We start from the raw sequence: 16,640 nt of genomic DNA, 5'->3' as shown, positions 1-16,640 counted from the left end.
GCATGGTTTATGCTTCATCATAAAATATGATGCATCATATTTTTAACAATGCCGTTACCTTAGCGCTTTCCTTACTTTTTTAGTTAACCCAGGAGTCACAGCATGTTTAAAAAGATTGCCCTTACCACTCTTCTCGCCGGGTTGGTGTTTCAGGCCCAGGCTGAATCTCTGACAGTGATCTCTTTCGGCGGTCTGAATAAAGACGCTCAGGACAAAGCGTTTTACAAACCTTTCGCGGCAGCCGGTAAAGGCACCATCGAGCCGGGCGAATACAACGGTGAAATGGCCCGTATCCGCGCGATGGTGGAAACCAAACAGGTCGGCTGGGACGTGGTGGAAGTCGAAAGCCCGGAACTGATCCGTGGCTGTGACGAAGGGCTGTTTGAACCGCTGGACTGGAGCAAACTGGGCGACAAAACGCAGTACGTGCCGGGCGCGGTAACCGAATGTGGTGCGGGCATTTTCCTGTGGTCAACCGTGCTGACATTTGACGCCAGCAAACTGAAAAAAGCGCCGACCAGTTGGGCTGATTTCTGGGATATGAAAGATTTTCCGGGCAAACGCGCACTGCGCAAAAGCGCCAAATTCACGCTGGAAATCGCCTTACTGGCCGATGGTGTGAAACGTGAAGACATCTATAAAGTGCTTGCCACGCCAGCCGGTGTGGAACGCGCCTTCAAAAAACTCGATCAAATCAAACCGAATATTCAGTGGTGGGAATCCGGCGCGCAGCCGCTTCAGTGGCTGGTTTCCGGCGACGTTGTGATGACTTCCGCTTATAACGGCCGCGTGAGCGCCGCACAGGGTGAAGGTCATGACTTCAAAATGGTCTGGGACAACAGCCTGTATGACCTCGACAGCTGGGCCATCGTGAAAGGCTCGAAACACAAAGATCTGGCCGAACAGTTTATTGCTTTCGCCAACAAACCTGAAAACCAGAAAGTCTTTGCTGAAACCATCCCCTACGGCCCGACTGAAAAATCAGTCACCGGCATGATCGACCCTAAATATGCGCAGAATCTGCCGACTGCCGAGAAAAACCTGGCAGGCGCTTTGCAGGTCGATACACACTTCTGGATTGAGCATGGCGAAGACTTAGAACAGCGCTTCAACGCCTGGGCTGCTAAGTAAATACCCGTCATCCTTCGGTCTGACCCAGCGTTGGCTTCGCTCACGAATCCCCGGTCACAGTCATTTGTATGTGACCGGGGATTCGCCTCGCTCGCCGTCTTGATTCAGCCCGAATGATTTTGTGTTTTGAGTTGGGTAATACCAGAGAACCCGCAGCGGGAGAAAATTATGAGCCAGACTGAAATGCTGACGACACCGGTGCCGGATGACGACACCGCTTCAGGGCCGACGCTGCGTCAGCGCCTGCGTAAAGTTGAAGCGGCGTATACGCGACGTTCTTTGCTACTGATTGCGCCACTTTTGTTGTTTGTGATTATCAGCTTCCTGTTCCCGATCGCGTCCATTTTGGGCAAGAGCGTGACCAATCCGGAGCTTGGCACCACGATGCCGGCAACCGTGGCGCAGCTTGCCCATTGGGAAGGGAAAACCGTACCAGATGAAGCGACGTTTTCTGCGCTGGTGACTGACCTGCGCAATGCCCGCAACAGCGGCCAGATGGCGACCATCGCCAAACGGCTGAGCTATGAGGATAACCGTTACCGGAGCCTGATCACCGGCACATTACGCCATGTGCCCGAAGGCACCGCGCCGGTCAAGGATGCGCTGATCCAGAGCATGCCGCTGTGGGGTGAATTGAGCACCTGGCAGACGCTGCAACGCGTGGCAAAACCCCTGACATCCTACTATTTACTGGCCGCGGTTGACCGCAAAATTGACGTCGATACCGGCAAAATTACCGCGCTGCCGCCGGATCAGGCGCTGTACGTTAACGTTCTGCTTCGCACCTTGTGGATGGCGCTGGTCGTCACCCTGTGCTGCGTCGCGCTCGGTTATCCGCTGGCGTACTGGCTGGCGAAGCAACCAACGGGTCGCGCCAACTTACTGATGATCCTGGTGCTGCTGCCATTCTGGACATCGCTGATTGTCCGCACCGCCAGCTGGATTGTGTTACTGCAATCCGGCGGGCTGATCAACCGCGCGCTGCTTTCCACCGGCATTATCGATCACCCTCTGGTGATGGTGTTTAACCGCCTCGGTGTGTACATCTCGATGACGCACATTATGCTGCCTTTTATCATCCTTCCTCTATATGCCGTGATGAAAAGCATTTCGCCGAACTATGTTCGCGCGGCGATTTCACTCGGCGCGCATCCTTTCTCCGCGTTCTGGCGTGTGTACGTGCCGCAGACGTATGCCGGTGTGACGGCAGGCGCGTTGCTGGTGTTTATGATGGCGATTGGTTACTACATTACTCCGGCGTTGCTCGGCGGGCCGGGTGACCAGATGGTCAGTTATTTTGTGGCATTCTTCACCAATACCACGATGAACTGGGGAATGGCGGCGGCGCTCGGGAGCCAGTTGCTGGTGATCGTGGTGCTGCTTTATATCGTTTATATCCGTGTGACGCGCACCAAAGCCGAAGTGGCTGCGAACTAAAGGAGCCCGACCATGAAACACAGTATGAAACAAAAAGGGGTGCTGATTTTGCGGTTGTGGCGCGGGTGTTTCAACTTCTACAGCGCGGCGATTTTGCTGTTTCTGATTGTGCCGGTGCTGATTATCGTGCCGCTGTCGTTTAATTCCGGATCGTTTCTGAGTTATCCGCTGACCGGTTTTTCGCTGCGCTGGTATCACACGTTTTTCCATTCGGATGAATGGCTGAGTTCGCTCGGTAACAGCCTGCTGATTGCGCCACTGGCGACGATTCTGGCGACCGTGCTGGGCGTACTTGCCTCTGTGGGATTGGTGCGCGGTGAGTTTCGCGGCAAATCTCTGGTAATGGCGATTCTGATTTCGCCGATGATCGCGCCGGTGGTGATCATCGCCGTCGGAATGTTCTTCTTTTTTGCCCGCGTTTCCCTGCTCAACAGCTATCTTGGGCTGGTGCTGGCGCATGCGCTGCTCGGTGTACCTTTCGTGGTGATCACGGTGACCGCAATTCTCAAAAACTATGACCGCAATTTATCCCGCGCGGCGGCCAGTCTGGGCGCTTCGCCGTGGCGCGTATTCCGCAAAGTGACACTGCCGCTGATTGCGCCCGGCGTTTTTTCCGGCGCGCTGTTTGCTTTTGCAGCTTCGTTTGACGAAGTGGTGGTGACATTATTCCTCGCCAGTCCGCGTCAGCGCACGTTGCCGATCCAGATGTTTGCCGGTATCCGTGAAAACCTTGATCCGACGATTGCTGCGGCGGCATCGCTGATGGTTGGCGCGTCGCTGATTTTACTGCTGGTGATGGAACTGCTGCGCCGTCGTGGCGAGCGTCTGCGTCATTCTGCGGCAGCACAATAAACATAAATACATCAGAGGACTTTACAGGTCCTCTTTTTTTGATTATTCCTGATGCATCAAATATCAAAATGATAAGGACCTTCACCATGACAGAGAAGAAAACGTTATTGCTGACCGGCGCAAGTCGCGGCATCGGACATGCCACGGTTAAACATTTCTACGCTGCCGGATGGCGGATTTTTACTGCATCGCGCCAGAACTGGGTGGATGAATGCCCGTGGGCCGAAGGTTTCCTCAACCATATTCACCTGGATCTGGAAGATATCGACAGCGTGCAAAAAGCGCTGCCGATGATTAAAGAACGCCTCGGCGGGCGGTTGGATGCGCTGGTAGATAACGCCGGTATCTCGCCAAAAACGCCGACGGGTGGACGCATGGGCGTGCTCGGCAGCGATTACGCCACCTGGTTACAGGTGTTTAACGTCAACCTGTTCTCGACGGCAATTCTGGCGACCGGCTTATTTGATGAACTCAAGGCCGCGCAGGGTACCATCATCAACGTTACGTCGATTGCAGGCAGCAAAGTGCATCCGTTTGCGGGCGTGGCCTATGCCTGTTCGAAAGCCGCGCTTTCCACGCTGACCCGCGAAATGGCGCATGAGTTTGGCCCGCACGGCGTGCGCGTCAATGCGATTGCGCCGGGTGAGATCGATACCGCCATTCTGTCGCCGGGCACGCAGGAAATCGTGGAACGCAGCGTACCACTCCAGCGTCTGGGCAAAGCCGAAGAAGTCGCGTCGCTGATTTACTTCCTCTGCACCTCTGGCGCGTCTTACGTGAACGGCGCGGAGATCCACGTTAACGGCGGTCAGCATGTCTGAAGCGCCGTCACTGTTAACAACAGAAGTGCCGTGCGTCAGCCCGTCTCAGGCCGAAAATATCGCCGCGCAAATCTACGGGCTGGAAGGTTCCGCGCAGGTTCTGGGCGGAGAGCGCGACAGCAATTTTTGCCTGACCACGCTTTCTGGCCGCGCTTACATGCTGCGGTTTGTGAATCCGGCAGAAGTGCCCGAAGAAGTCGATTTTCAGACCGCCATTCTCAGCCATCTTGCGTTGCGCGACAGCCCGCTGCCGGTGCCGCGTTTACAGGAAAGCCGCAGCGGCGAACTGACGCCGCAGGTCAGCGTCGGCGGGCAAAACCTGACTTTACGCGCCGTCAGTTATCTTCCGGGGATCGCGCAATATCAGGTGCCACGTTCACCCGCGCTGATGCATGAACTGGGCGATACGCTGGCGCGTCTGGATATCGCCCTCAGCGATTTTCAACATCCCGGCGCGAAGCGGGATTTATTGTGGGATATCAGTGATATGTCGCGTCTGGAAGGCTGGATCCCGCATCTGGCCGATCCTGAACAGCGCCACACCATCAGCCGCGTTCTGGCAGTCCATCAGCAAAAAGTGGTGCCCGCCAGCCGTGGGCTGCGCAAACAGGTGATCCACAACGATTTGAACGCGCATAACGTGCTGGTTAACAGCGCGAACCCGCAGCGGCTGGCGGGAATTATTGATTTTGGCGATGCGCTCCATGCGCCGCTGATCAATGAACTGGCGACGGCACTGGCGTATCAGCTCGACAGTCAGGGCGAAAACCTCTTCCGGTATTGCCATCCGATGATTGCGGCGTACACCGCCCGCCAGCCGCTGAGCGTGGCGGAACAGCAGGTTTTGCCTGAACTGGTGGCCTCGCGGCTGGCGCTGAGCTTGTTGATCGCCCAGCACCGCGCCGTGTTATATCCGCAAAACCGTGAGTATATTTTGCGTAATCAGGCGCACGCGTGGGGCAGTTTATCGCGTCTGATGGCGCTGTCTTTTTCGCAGATTGGCGAAATTTTCAGTCAGTCCTGCATGTCTCATTTGCCGTAAAGGAAGTCAACATGCTGACTCAGCAACAGGTTTTAGAAGGCCGCCAGCAATGGCTGGGCGGCGGTTATCGTCTGTTTTATCAGGAACCGCTGCACGTCGTGCGTGGCGAAGGTGTCTGGTTGTTCGACAGCGAAGGGCGGCGCTATCTGGATGCTTACAACAACGTGGCGTCCGTGGGGCATTGCCATCCGGCCGTCGTCGAAGCGATTGCCACGCAAGCGGCGCAGCTCAATACGCACACGCGTTATCTCCATGACGCCATCGTTGAGTTTGCCGAAGATTTTCTGACGGAGTTTCCGCCGGAACTGCGCAATCTCACCATGACCTGCACCGGCAGTGAAGCCAACGATCTGGCGCTGCGCGTGGCGCGGCAAATCACCGGCGGGCAGGGCGTTCTGGTCACGCGCTGGGCGTATCATGGCGTCACCAGCGCACTGGCCGAACTTTCGCCTTCGCTCGGCGACGGTTTTGAGCAGGGCAAAAATGTCTGGCTGATTGATGCGCCGGACACTTTCCGCCGTCAGGGCGCCTTCGCCGCAGGCGTAGAACGGGTGCTGGAAGCCATGAAACAGGCGGGCGTGAAACCGGCGGCGCTGTTGGTAGATACCATTTTCTCCAGCGACGGCGTTTTCAGCCCTGAACCGGCAGACATGCAGCGCGCGGTGGCGCTTGTCCGTGCGGCTGGCGGGTTATTTATTGCCGATGAAGTGCAGCCCGGTTTTGGCCGCACCGGCAGCCAGCGCTGGGGTTTTGCCCGTTATGGCGTGATGCCGGATCTGGTGAGTCTGGGCAAACCGATGGGTAACGGCCATCCTGTCGCCGGGCTGGTCGGCAGGCCGGAACTGTTCGCGGAATTTGGCCGCCGTCAGCGTTATTTCAATACCTTCGGCGGCAATCCGGTTTCGTGCCGCGCGGCACATGCGGTCTTGCAGGTTTTACGACGTGAAGAACTGCAACAAAACGCGCAACGGACGGGGGAAATTCTGCGTGAGGGGCTGCTGAAACTGGCGGCGCGTTATCCGGTGATCGGCGATGTGCGCGGCGACGGATTGTTTATCGGCGTGGAATTGGTGAGCGATCAGCGCAACACGCCCGCGCCTGAGCTGGCGGCGTTTGTCGTTAACCAGATGCGGCAAAAACAGATTCTGATCAGCGCCACCGGCCCGGCGGCAAACGTCCTGAAAATCCGCCCGCCGATGGTCTTCCAGCCCGAACACGCCACGCTGTTACTGGAAACACTGGCGGGCGTGCTGGCGGATATTCCTGTTTAAATATTACCTCTCCCGGCTGGCGGCCAGGAATTCAACCATCTTCTGACTGCCGTCGAGAATGTCTTTCCGTTTTATTCAACTACCGGATTGCCGCTGAGTTCTGCCATCAGCCACGCCTGCACACTTTTGATATCAAAAACGCGCAATCCATAACTTTCGGTAAGCAAGTCTTCTGGCAAAAATTCATCGAACTTCTCGAGATGCTTTTCCTCAACGCGGCTTGCCAACTCAGTTTCAGAGGGAAGGCCTTGCTGAAGCATCAGGGATAAAGATTTTCTGACATCCGAAACCTTCGCATTTGCTATTTCGATAACGCCAGCGAATGCCCCACTCCTGAATCCGCAATAAAGCAATAATGCAGAAAGTGTGTTTACGGCTCTGTCGCCCAGCCAGGGGATAATATAAACATATCCGCCGTTTTGAATAATGCGTTCATTAGCCAGATTATTGGCTTCAAAATAGTAACGGCCTTCATCGAATAATTTCCGTGCTGTGGTATCAGCAAAATCTTTCTTATGCTCACCCGTCGCAATACGATAGTCGCCTTCGGAAAATATCTTATACATCTCCTGTCTGACGACATCGTGTACCGACATTCCTTCACCACCAAATATCGGCGGTTTACCGCCTTTGGTTTCTGTCACGTAAATGACTTTCGCTTCGGCGTTTATCTCTATGACTTTCCAGCGTTTCCCGGCAAAGATAATGTGCTGCTCAGGTATGACGGGGGAGTCCATGGGAACAGAACCCAGAGTTCGGTTGCCCGTCACGATCCGAAATTCTTCAGGCGTCTTGAACACGGCGAAATAGGTGTACTGATTGACCAGCCTCTCTCCTTCGATGCCTAAAACCAGTTCTCCGCTTGAAAGCTGGGTTAGAAACTGAAGTGCGCCCATGTGCTGAAGCAACTTTTTGAAACGTTCACCGGAGACCTGCTGGAAGGGGCCAGTTTGGCATAATTGTGAAAAGAGCTGCACGGCACGGACGCCGCCCCATTGCGCGGTGACCGCGAGTATCTGATGGAACAACGTGGAGTAGTGAGGTTGCTGAACATCCGCAGGTTCAAACCATTGATTGGCAATCAGTAAGCGTAACATCGCGATTGACTGAATCAGCTGCAGTCGTAACTGGTCGACTAATCCCGATGTTGGCGTAAGCTCATTTTCCGTGATTAACATTCTCAGAACCGGGGCTGAATCACGCCTTCCCGAACGCCCCATTCTTTGACGCAAACTTGAAACTGAATGCGGCGCTGTCACCTGAATGACAGAGGCGACTTTCCCGATATCGATACCCAACTCTAAGGTCATGGTGCAAATGGCTGTGGTGGGGTAATTCCCTTTCTGAAGCCTTTTTTCCAGCATTTCACGCAATTCGCGTGATAACGAACCGTGATGAGGGAAAAACTCATTGGGGACAACATGATTTTCACTGAGGTCGCTTAACGAGGCTGCGAGACTTTCGGTACGTTTGCGGCTGTTTGCAAAAACCAGATGCGAATCACCACGGCAGAGCCGGAAAAGGTCATCACAAACCTTCTGTTCTGCGGATGAAGAAGAAGCGGGATCCTTTATCAGTGGCTCCAGATAACCTTTCACCTGCACTTTAAACGTTGCATCGTTGTTTGCGGCTGTGACTGTTTCACATGGGAATGACGAGTTAGCCCTGAGAGCAAGAGGAACGGTTTTCAAATCGCCTAACGTTGCACTTAATGCCACCCGTGGTATGGGCGCTTTTGTTCTGCCAAGCAAATGTTCGAGCCGGTTCAGCAGCGAAAGAAGTTGCATGCCTCTTTCAGCCCCGATAAAGGCGTGAAATTCATCAATAACGACATAGGCTAATTTTGCGAAAGCCAGCTGCATCCACCCTGAGGAACGGATCATCATTGCCTCCAGAGATTCCGGGGTAATCAGTAAAATTCCTGAGGGGTTCTTTTTCGCCTTCGTTTTGTGGCTTTGCGCGACATCACCGTGCCAGGGTGTAATTTCCATATCCAGCATTTCGCCCAGGCCTTCCAACCGGCGATACTGATCGTTTATCAACGCCTTTAAAGGGCTGATGTATAAAATGCCGAAACTGTCATGAATATCAGCAATGGCAGAACAGGCGGGCAAGAAGAAAGCTTCTGTCTTGCCTGCCGCAGTGGAAGCACTGATAAGCACATCACGGTCGCCAGCGAGAACGTGCGGAATCGCTTTTTTCTGAATTTCCCGCAGGTCTTTCCAGCCTTGCTTGAAAACCCATTTCTGCACCCGCGGATCCAATCGCTGATATTCACTGTTCATAGTCTGAAGTCAGCCAGTTCATCATCGCCATCGTCCGAATCAACGGTGATATCCATATCGCTTGGCTTATCTTCTTTTATCTCCACGGCTGTCACTAGCTGTGACCATTGCATTGAAGGGTTCTGTTCGAGTACGGCCAGCATATCCAGAAACGCCTTTATGGTGTTTCGGGGCGTCCGAAAATAAGCATCACCAATCGCACTGCTACAGTGGCGTAAAAAAGCGGTCAGGGCTTCATCGGGGACAAGGTATTTATCTTCCTCTCCGCCAGCAAAAACGTGGCGAAGATTTTTTAAAAGGATATACAACTCTTCCGGCGTCAGACTCGCTAAATGCAGGGCAGGGGATGAGTAATCAATAACGCCTGCGTGTCGTGCAAAGCTGTTTTCGGCGAGACGGGATTGCAGCGCTTCATAGCTATACAGCCCTTTCCTCGGATCCAAAAGAAATTCAGGCGTGCCACCGAGAAGGAAACCAATATGCTCAGCCGCGCCCTGTAAACAATCGTTCAGAATACGCAATATCTGTTCGTAGTTGGACATTCGCGCCTGGGAATTATTCAGCTTATAGAGATTGACCATCTCATCAAGATTCACCAGTAATCCGGAATAACCCGCCTGACGAACGAATAAACTCATCAGTTTCAGCGCATCATAAAATGAGGCATCCGATATGATCGTTCGGACATTTAAATCGTTTCTGGCGTCGGTTTTGGTGGTGTATTCACCCCGCAGCCAGCGAATCGCATTTGATTTTAATGCTTCATTATCTTGCTCATAGCCGGTCCAGTAGCATTCAATGACTTTTGCAAAATCGTAGCCACCCACCAGCTCAGAAAGCGCAGAAAGTTTTTGATGAATGACTGCGGGAACGCCTGAACCTATTGATTCCGCTTCCTTTCGTGCCTCGGTGATAAAACGTTCGACTACGCTGAGAAGTCCGTTGCCATCAGGTTTGTTGCGGGTTGATAAGTTCATCATCAACTCTGAATAGAGATTGCGTGCTTGTCCCCCGGATGCATGTATGCGGCGGTCAGGCGATAAGTCGGCATGTACGGTCACTAATTTTTTCTCTAAAGCGATTGAACGAACCACGCTTAAAAAGAAGGTTTTGCCAGAGCCATATTCCCCGATAATAAGACGGAAACCTGCCCCTCCTTCGGAGATTCGTTCAATATCGTTATAAAGTGCTTTGAGTTCATTAATCCGTCCAACCTGAATATGCTGTATGCCGATTTTAGGCGTTACACCGGACTTCAATGACTGAATAATGGCATCTTTTTCTTTGAGGCGAATACGGGTAACAGACATTGTTTATCCTTTCAGTTCTTGGGCTATTTCTAAGTCCACATATATTTGGTCGTTATCTTCCAGAACCGGCGCATCGACCCGTTCATAAGACCAGTCATTGATTGTTTCTACCGCGCCACTCAGCATTAATCCCAGACCTTTGCAAATCTCTGTGGCCGCCTCGCGGGCCCATGCATCCTGTTGCAGCAGATGTTCATAAAAAGTCCTGTGAGCCTGATCAAGATTTGTCAAAACGGGCTGAGAAACCGGTAAAGATGTTTTTACGGGTTCCTCAGGTTGCTCGCCTTCAAAGATAGCATTCAGCAAGTTTTGAACGTCTTTGGTTTCGGATTCATGACGGGCCAGAATGTTTTTATCCAGAGAGAAACTCTCCGGGGATTTAGAGCCATCTGATGCAGAGGACGACATTTTTGAAGAGGTCGAAAAATGATGTATATCGCGGGTGACGGCATTGCTATCCAGCCCGAGATGCGTGTAGATCTTTTCCAGTTGTCTGATTTCAGTGGGGGTTATTTTCCCATCGGCACAGGCAACGCTGACAATAATTTCACCGATACTTGCTCTTTCCTGAACGCTGATCTGATCAATTCTGGCTTTAAGGCCTGCGACGTTTGCCTGCATATTCAGACGCCATACAAGATAAGCATGCAATGAGCGCTTTTCTACGGCAGACAGAGTGTGGTTGTTATCGATAATTCGCTGTAATAACCCGCGTTCGGATTCATCTATATCTGAATCTGCTTGTGCCATTTGAGCGCCAAGACGCAGTGCAACCGATACCGAAGCAAATCCTGAAGAGGGAATAAGGTTTTCGCCAGGTTCGCATGCGAATAACACAATATTGCCGTCAGGCTCAGGTTTCGCGTAATGATAGCGGCTATCTGGCGCATAGCCGAACCCCGCTTTACCGGTAAAACCCTGCATCAGTTCTGTTTCTTTTTTATTGATTTTTTCTGGTGAAGATATTCCTAAACATTCCCAAAATGCAGAGAGAGGCACTAATCCATTATGTTCATGGATACGTTCATCAGCCCAACTTTTAAAATGTGTCATTAACTTTTTATTGTCTTCCGAAAGTATTTCTTCAGGGAGTAATACCATTGCGGCAATATCGTTTTTTGATGTGTCTTTTTTGCCTAAATACCGGCTGTAAGCTTCCAGTTCATCGGTGGCGGTTTCTGCAATTTGTATCAGCTTTTGCAGGGGGTCTTCAACATACTCGGGTCGTTGAGATCGGGTTGTTCGAGAACAATGCCCTGAGTGTGTTATTGGCGGGGTATATTCCAGTTTTAATCGCGTCTTGTTCGGTTTAACAATCAGGCTCGCCCCAAACTTTTGGGTATAACGTTTTTTGAAAAGTGCTGAAAACTCAGACTCGCATCGTCGGGCAGGGGTTCGCAAAGTGTAAAGGGGATAATAAATTACCCAGGCAAGTGCCATTGCTTCCGCTATCGGAAGCCCTTCTTCAACGGTTTTTGCCAGCTGAAACCGAAAGGACAGTGATTCATTTGTTAAGATAAAACCAGAGGCTTCGGGTATTGAAACAACCTCTGGCCTGAGGAATAACATCACATCAATTAAACGGGCGGAGTAATTTCGGAAGGAGTAATTATCTTTGAAGATATTTCTTAGCCGGTAAACCTCATCAAATATTTGCCTGAATTCATCATCAGCCACTATCCCTTGCTTTCCATCTAAAAGAATCCGGCGTTCAAGCCCGTAGAAGTAGATAAAAATATAGCCAATCGGGCAGGAAGCTTCTGAACGCTCGCTGGCCAACCAGTTGAGATAGGCTCCCCGGCAACCGGGCGAGAGTGAGGCATACCTCGGCCAGTAGCTCAGGGTTTCATCCTGATAATTTTCAGGTGCGAAACTTGTCAGAAGGGAACCATTAACCAACGAAGCATCATTGCCGTCATCAGAATAGTAATGATGGGAAGGGAAATTGATTAACTCTTCACCGTAATAAAAATTGCCCCGGCTAATGACTCTGGTTTGCACCGTGACAGTATCCCCGGTTTGATCCAGCGTCCTTTTTTAGAGTGTTTTCGCTGGGCGTTTTCTTTTGGGATATCGTCGCATTTTTCCGTGGATTTCAAATTCCCATCAATACAACTAAACGTTGTCAGTTCATCGTCATCTGCTCGCCGCGGATTGGTACTGGTTGGGGCTTTTTATTCACAGTTCTTCCATTAACAGATGAAAAGTTACTCTCGGGAACATGGTGAGAATGAGGCGAGTTTCTGACAGATTTTTTTGTACCGGTAGTTTTTTTCTTTTTGATACAGAGAAAGCAAAGGGCGAGTAAAGCCAGAATGAAAAGCCAAAATTCCATGTCAGAACCCTCACAAAGGGACGCAAAAAATGCGCCCACCAAGAAGACCATCACCATAAATGCATTTAAGTGCTGAGATATTGAAACGAAGGAAGGAGAAATTGAGAGAAACCCTATCAGAAAAGGGGTTATGTGTAATTAGTTGTCTTGCCTAATTCTGCCAGTTTCGCTGGCAGAATTTCCCGCTCTAAAATCACCTCTCCCGGCTGGCGGCCAGGAATTCAACCATCTTCTGACTGCCGTCGAGAATGTCTTCCTGAATGGCTTTTCTTGCCGTAGCGCTGTCGCGTTTGCGCAGGGCGTGCAAGATTTCTTCGTGATGTTCAATCGCCATCCGTTGGGAAAAATGCGCATATGCCTGGGCAATCAGCGGGCCGGTGCGCATCCACAAACTGTCGATGAAATTACTCAACAGCGGCATCCGCGCGCTTTCGGCCAGCATCAGGTGAAACTCACTGTTGAGACGCAACGCTTCCGGCAAATCTTCGCTGCTGATGGCTTTGCGGTTGTTCTCAATGTTTTGTGCGATGCGCTGTAACTCATATTCCGTCACCGTCTGCGCCGCTTTTTCCGCCCCGAGACCTTCAAGATCTAACCGCAAGGTGCGGATTTCCTGATACTGCTGCTCATCAAGCTGCGGCACCCGGATATCTTTCGGTGTGCGCATTTCCAACGCCTGCTCTTTTGCCAGCTGTAAAATCGCGTCCCGCACCGGCGTCACGCTGGTGCCGACCTGTTCCGCCAGCTCGCGGATGCGCAGGCGGTCATTGGGTTTGAGGCGGCCGGTTATTAAGGCTTCGCGCAACGTGGCGTAGACGCTGCTGCCCAGATAGGCGTGGTTAATTGAGCTGATGGGATAATTCAAAGTTCACCGTAGCAATAGAGTGCGCGCACCCGGATTAAGAAGGAATTCGTGGAAGCCGATTATACAACATGATGCATCAAATGTGATGGGCAGAAATATAGCGGCGTTTGATACCTATTCTGAACTATGAATTGCGTGCGATACATCACGGCAATTTATAGATAACCTGATGAAATTAAAAAATAAAGCGTATCTACTCCGAAAGGAGAGGCCACCTGCGAGCGCGTTGATATCACACAAGGAAAAATTTGACTTAGTCGTGAGATGATTTTTTCTTTTGTGAGCTAATGTTATGAAAAATAATGAAGATTGTAAGGATCCCTCAGGCGTGAACCGCCGGGATTTTGTCAAACTCAGCGGCATGGTGGCCGCACTTCCTCTGATAGGGTTCAAACCTGCCTTCGCAGCGCAAACCATTCCGGTGATTTCTAAAGATGCTTCCCCTGCGCCGGAAAAAATCGTTCCCACATGCAGTTCGTTCGACTGCGGCGGCAAATGTGATATTCGCGCCCATGTGCAGGAAGGCGTCGTCACCCGTATTTCCACCCGTCCGGATACTGATCTCGACCCGGAAATGCCCATCATGCGCGCCTGCGTGCGCGGGCGCAGTTACCGGAAATTTGTCTATCACCCTGACCGGCTGAAATACCCGATGAAACGCGTCGGCAAGCGCGGCGAAGGCAAATTCGAGCGGATCAGCTGGGACGAAGCCACGACGCTGATTGCGGATAATCTCAAACGCATCACGGAGAAATACGGCGCGGAATCGCGCTATGTTCACGTCGGCACGGCGGTCAGCGGCGGCCCGTTCTCCGGCGATACCATGGTGCGCCGGTTACTGAACCAGACCGGCGGCTATCTCAATACCTATCACTCGGTCAGCATGGGCAATACGGCGGCGGCGACGCCTTACACCTACGGCGCGGCAGCCAGCGGCAATACGCTGGATACACTGGCGGAAACGCCGCTGGTGATCTTGTGGGGCATAACCCGAACGAAACCATTTTCGGGCATACCAATCACTATTTTCAGAAAATGAAACAGAACGGCACCCGGTTTATCGTGGTGGATCCGCGCTATTCAGACACGGCGGCTTCGCTGGCGGATCAGTGGATCCCGCTGCTGCCGTCCACCGACAATGCGCTGATGGATGCGATGATGTACGTCATCATCACCGAGAATCTGCACGATAAAGCGTTTGTTGCGCGTTACACCCTGGGTTTTGACGAAAGTTCGATGCCGGAAGGCGTTCCGGCCAATGAATCGCTGGTGGCGTACCTGACCGGCGCGAAAGACGGCGTGAAAAAAACGCCGGAATGGGCGGAGAAAATCACGCATGTGCCTGCGCAAACTATCCGCCAGCTGGCGCGTGATTACGCCACCACCAAACCGGCGGCGCTGATCCAGGGCTGGGGCCCGCAGCGTCACAACTGCGGCGAACGTACTGCGCGTGGTTCGACATTACTGGCGACGATCACCGGAAATGTCGGTGTGAAGGGCGGCTGGGCGGGCGGTTATGGCGGCGACAGCAGCCGCAAATTCACCGCTGGCGTTGAAATGCCTGACAACCCGGTGACGAAGAAAATCTCAGTGATGAACTGGGTGCAGGCGGCGGATGACGCCAGCAAAATCACGCCTGCGGACGGGCTGACCGGCGGCGACAAACTGGACAGCAATATCCGCATCCTGTTTTCGCTCGCGGGGAATTATCTGGCGAACCAGAACCCCGATATCCATCAGGCCGTAAAGGTTCTCGAAGATGAATCCAAAATTGAATTCATTGTGGCCAGTGATCTGTTCCTCACGCCCAGCGCGAAATATGCCGATCTGTTGCTGCCGGAAACCAGCTTTATGGAACGCTGGAATATCGGTGAGTCGTGGGGAACCGGCAACTACCTGATCCTTTCTGAAAAGCTGATTGAACCGCAGTTTGAAAGCCGTACCGACTACGACTGGTTGCGCGACGTGGCGGCCAAACTGGGCGTTGAAAAAGCGTTCAGCCTCGGGCGTACGGAAAAAGACTGGATCGTCAGCATCTGGGAGAAAACCCGTGAATCGATGCCGGATGAAAAACTGCCGACCTTCGATGAGCTGATGATCACCCGCCGTTATCTCTTCAAGGGCAAACCGCATATCGCGTTCGAAGCGAACATCCGCGACCCGCAAAACAATCCGTTCCCGACGCCTTCCGGCAAAATTGAGATTTTCTCAAAGCGCCTTTACGACATGCATCATCCGGAAATCCCGGCGTTGTCGCATTACGTGCCGGCGCACGAAGGCCCGGAAGATGAACTTTCTGCCCGCTTCCCGTTACAGCTGATCACCTGGAAAGGCAAAAACCGCGCGAACTCAACGCAGTATGCCAACCCGTGGCTGAAAGAAGTTCAGGAGCAAAAACTGTGGATCAACCCGGCTGATGCCATGCAGCGCGGCATTGCGCAGGGTGACAGCGTGCGCATTCACAACGATCGCGGTGTAACGCTGATCTCGGCGGAAGTGACGCAGCGCATCATGCCCGGCGTCGTGGCTTTACAGGCGGGCGCGTGGTGGCAGCCGGATGAAAACGGCGTTGACCGAGGCGGTTGCGCCAACGTGCTCAGTTCTGCGCGCATTACGGCGCTCGCAAAAGGGAATTCTCATCAAACCATGCTGGTGGAGGTTGTTAAAGCATGAGCCAATTTATAGATTACGCGCCGGTCAGCGACCGCCAGCTGGGTTTCTTTATCGACTCTTCCCGCTGTTCGGGCTGCAAAGCCTGTCAGGTTGCCTGCAAGGATAAAAACAATCTGGAAGTGGGCCGCCGTTTCCGCCGCATTTACGAAGTGAAAGGCGGTGGATTTGTATCAACCGGGCAGGGCGGCGTTTACAACAACGTTTATGCCTACACGCTGTCGATCTCCTGCAATCACTGCAAAGACCCGATCTGCACCAAAAACTGCCCGACCACCGCCATGCACAAACGTCCGGGCGACGGCATTGTGCGCGTCAATACCGACAAATGTGTCGGTTGCGGCTACTGCGCATGGTCATGTCCTTACGGCGCGCCACAGTTAAATCAGGAAACCGGCCAGATGTCGAAATGCGATTTTTGCGTCGATCTTCAGGCAGCGGGAGAACAACCGGTTTGCGTCGCGACCTGTCCCCTGGGCGCAATCAAATTCGGGCCAATCGACGAGTTACGCGCAAAATACGGCAGCCTGAGCGACGTTCAGGGATTGCCTGAATCCTCGCTGACGCAGCCCAATCTGGTCATCAAACCGCATCAGGGCGCTGAAAAGGGAGGTAAATAAT

The 16,640-nt window shown here is 52.6% G+C and carries 11 protein-coding genes and 1 pseudogene; 8 read left to right on the top strand and 4 right to left on the bottom strand.

The genetic code is table 11. The annotated features are described in order from the left end of the window. Positions 1 to 102 precede the first annotated feature (102 nt). From ACM5QY_RS25120 to ACM5QY_RS25095, 6 genes are all read left to right on the top strand, one after another. A complete protein-coding gene (locus ACM5QY_RS25120; protein ID WP_416123352.1) occupies positions 103 to 1,131 on the top strand; it encodes an ABC transporter substrate-binding protein in 1,029 nt (342 codons plus the stop codon). A gap of 168 nt (positions 1,132 to 1,299) precedes the next feature. After that, positions 1,300 to 2,568, top strand: a complete 1,269-nt coding sequence (locus ACM5QY_RS25115) for an ABC transporter permease (protein ID WP_416123351.1) — start codon at positions 1,300 to 1,302, stop codon at positions 2,566 to 2,568. 12 nt (positions 2,569 to 2,580) lie between these two features. Further along, the gene (locus tag ACM5QY_RS25110) at positions 2,581 to 3,420 is read left to right on the top strand and encodes an ABC transporter permease (RefSeq protein ID WP_416123350.1); all 840 of its coding nucleotides are present in this window, start codon (positions 2,581 to 2,583) and stop codon (positions 3,418 to 3,420) included. An 86-nt stretch (positions 3,421 to 3,506) separates the two neighbouring features. Continuing rightward, on the top strand, positions 3,507 to 4,241 hold the full coding sequence (locus tag ACM5QY_RS25105; RefSeq protein WP_416123349.1) for an SDR family NAD(P)-dependent oxidoreductase: 735 nt from the start codon (positions 3,507 to 3,509) through the stop codon (positions 4,239 to 4,241). Then, entirely contained in the window at positions 4,234 to 5,283 is a 1,050-nt protein-coding gene (locus ACM5QY_RS25100) for a phosphotransferase (RefSeq protein ID WP_416123348.1), read from the top strand. Before ACM5QY_RS25105 ends, ACM5QY_RS25100 begins: the two co-directional genes overlap by 8 nt. A gap of 11 nt (positions 5,284 to 5,294) precedes the next feature. Then, the gene (locus ACM5QY_RS25095; protein ID WP_416123347.1) at positions 5,295 to 6,554 is read left to right on the top strand and encodes an aspartate aminotransferase family protein; all 1,260 of its coding nucleotides are present in this window, start codon (positions 5,295 to 5,297) and stop codon (positions 6,552 to 6,554) included. A gap of 71 nt (positions 6,555 to 6,625) precedes the next feature. Here ACM5QY_RS25095 and ACM5QY_RS25090 read toward each other — a convergent pair whose 3' ends face one another. The 4 genes from ACM5QY_RS25090 to ACM5QY_RS25075 all read right to left on the bottom strand — a co-directional run bounded on the left by ACM5QY_RS25090 (position 6,626) and on the right by ACM5QY_RS25075 (position 13,349). Beyond that, the gene (locus ACM5QY_RS25090; RefSeq protein ID WP_416123346.1) at positions 6,626 to 8,839 is read right to left on the bottom strand and encodes a DEAD/DEAH box helicase; all 2,214 of its coding nucleotides are present in this window, start codon (positions 8,837 to 8,839) and stop codon (positions 6,626 to 6,628) included. Beyond that, the gene (locus ACM5QY_RS25085; RefSeq protein WP_416123345.1) at positions 8,836 to 10,149 is read right to left on the bottom strand and encodes an ATP-binding protein; all 1,314 of its coding nucleotides are present in this window, start codon (positions 10,147 to 10,149) and stop codon (positions 8,836 to 8,838) included. The genes ACM5QY_RS25090 and ACM5QY_RS25085 overlap by 4 nt, the downstream gene beginning before the upstream one ends. A 3-nt stretch (positions 10,150 to 10,152) precedes the next feature. Then, the gene (locus ACM5QY_RS25080; RefSeq protein ID WP_416123344.1) at positions 10,153 to 12,150 is read right to left on the bottom strand and encodes a tellurite resistance TerB family protein; all 1,998 of its coding nucleotides are present in this window, start codon (positions 12,148 to 12,150) and stop codon (positions 10,153 to 10,155) included. 527 nt (positions 12,151 to 12,677) lie between these two features. After that, on the bottom strand, positions 12,678 to 13,349 hold the full coding sequence (locus ACM5QY_RS25075) for a GntR family transcriptional regulator (RefSeq protein ID WP_416123343.1): 672 nt from the start codon (positions 13,347 to 13,349) through the stop codon (positions 12,678 to 12,680). 292 nt (positions 13,350 to 13,641) lie between these two features. Between ACM5QY_RS25075 and ACM5QY_RS25070 the strand changes: the two are divergent. Further along, positions 13,642 to 16,022: pseudogene (locus ACM5QY_RS25070) on the top strand (DMSO/selenate family reductase complex A subunit). Further along, positions 16,019 to 16,639, top strand: coding sequence for a DMSO/selenate family reductase complex B subunit (locus ACM5QY_RS25065; protein ID WP_416123342.1), 621 nt, complete (start codon positions 16,019 to 16,021; stop codon positions 16,637 to 16,639). Before ACM5QY_RS25070 ends, ACM5QY_RS25065 begins: the two are co-directional and overlap by 4 nt. Position 16,640 lies beyond the last annotated feature (1 nt).

This window comes from Rahnella sp. PCH160, assembly GCF_047784855.1.
Classification (GTDB): Bacteria; Pseudomonadota; Gammaproteobacteria; order Enterobacterales; family Enterobacteriaceae; genus Rahnella.
The sequence above is the reverse complement of the archived record's forward strand: the minus strand, read 5'-3'. Positions and strand labels throughout refer to the sequence as shown.

Coding starts and splice junctions, on each gene's coding strand:
- ACM5QY_RS25120 (WP_416123352.1), top strand. CDS start 103: ATGTTTAAAAAGATTGCCCTTACCACTCTTCTCGCCGGGTTGGTGTTT.
- ACM5QY_RS25115 (WP_416123351.1), top strand. CDS start 1,300: ATGAGCCAGACTGAAATGCTGACGACACCGGTGCCGGATGACGACACC.
- ACM5QY_RS25110 (WP_416123350.1), top strand. CDS start 2,581: ATGAAACACAGTATGAAACAAAAAGGGGTGCTGATTTTGCGGTTGTGG.
- ACM5QY_RS25105 (WP_416123349.1), top strand. CDS start 3,507: ATGACAGAGAAGAAAACGTTATTGCTGACCGGCGCAAGTCGCGGCATC.
- ACM5QY_RS25100 (WP_416123348.1), top strand. CDS start 4,234: ATGTCTGAAGCGCCGTCACTGTTAACAACAGAAGTGCCGTGCGTCAGC.
- ACM5QY_RS25095 (WP_416123347.1), top strand. CDS start 5,295: ATGCTGACTCAGCAACAGGTTTTAGAAGGCCGCCAGCAATGGCTGGGC.
- ACM5QY_RS25090 (WP_416123346.1), bottom strand. CDS start 8,839: ATGAACAGTGAATATCAGCGATTGGATCCGCGGGTGCAGAAATGGGTT.
- ACM5QY_RS25085 (WP_416123345.1), bottom strand. CDS start 10,149: ATGTCTGTTACCCGTATTCGCCTCAAAGAAAAAGATGCCATTATTCAG.
- ACM5QY_RS25065 (WP_416123342.1), top strand. CDS start 16,019: ATGAGCCAATTTATAGATTACGCGCCGGTCAGCGACCGCCAGCTGGGT.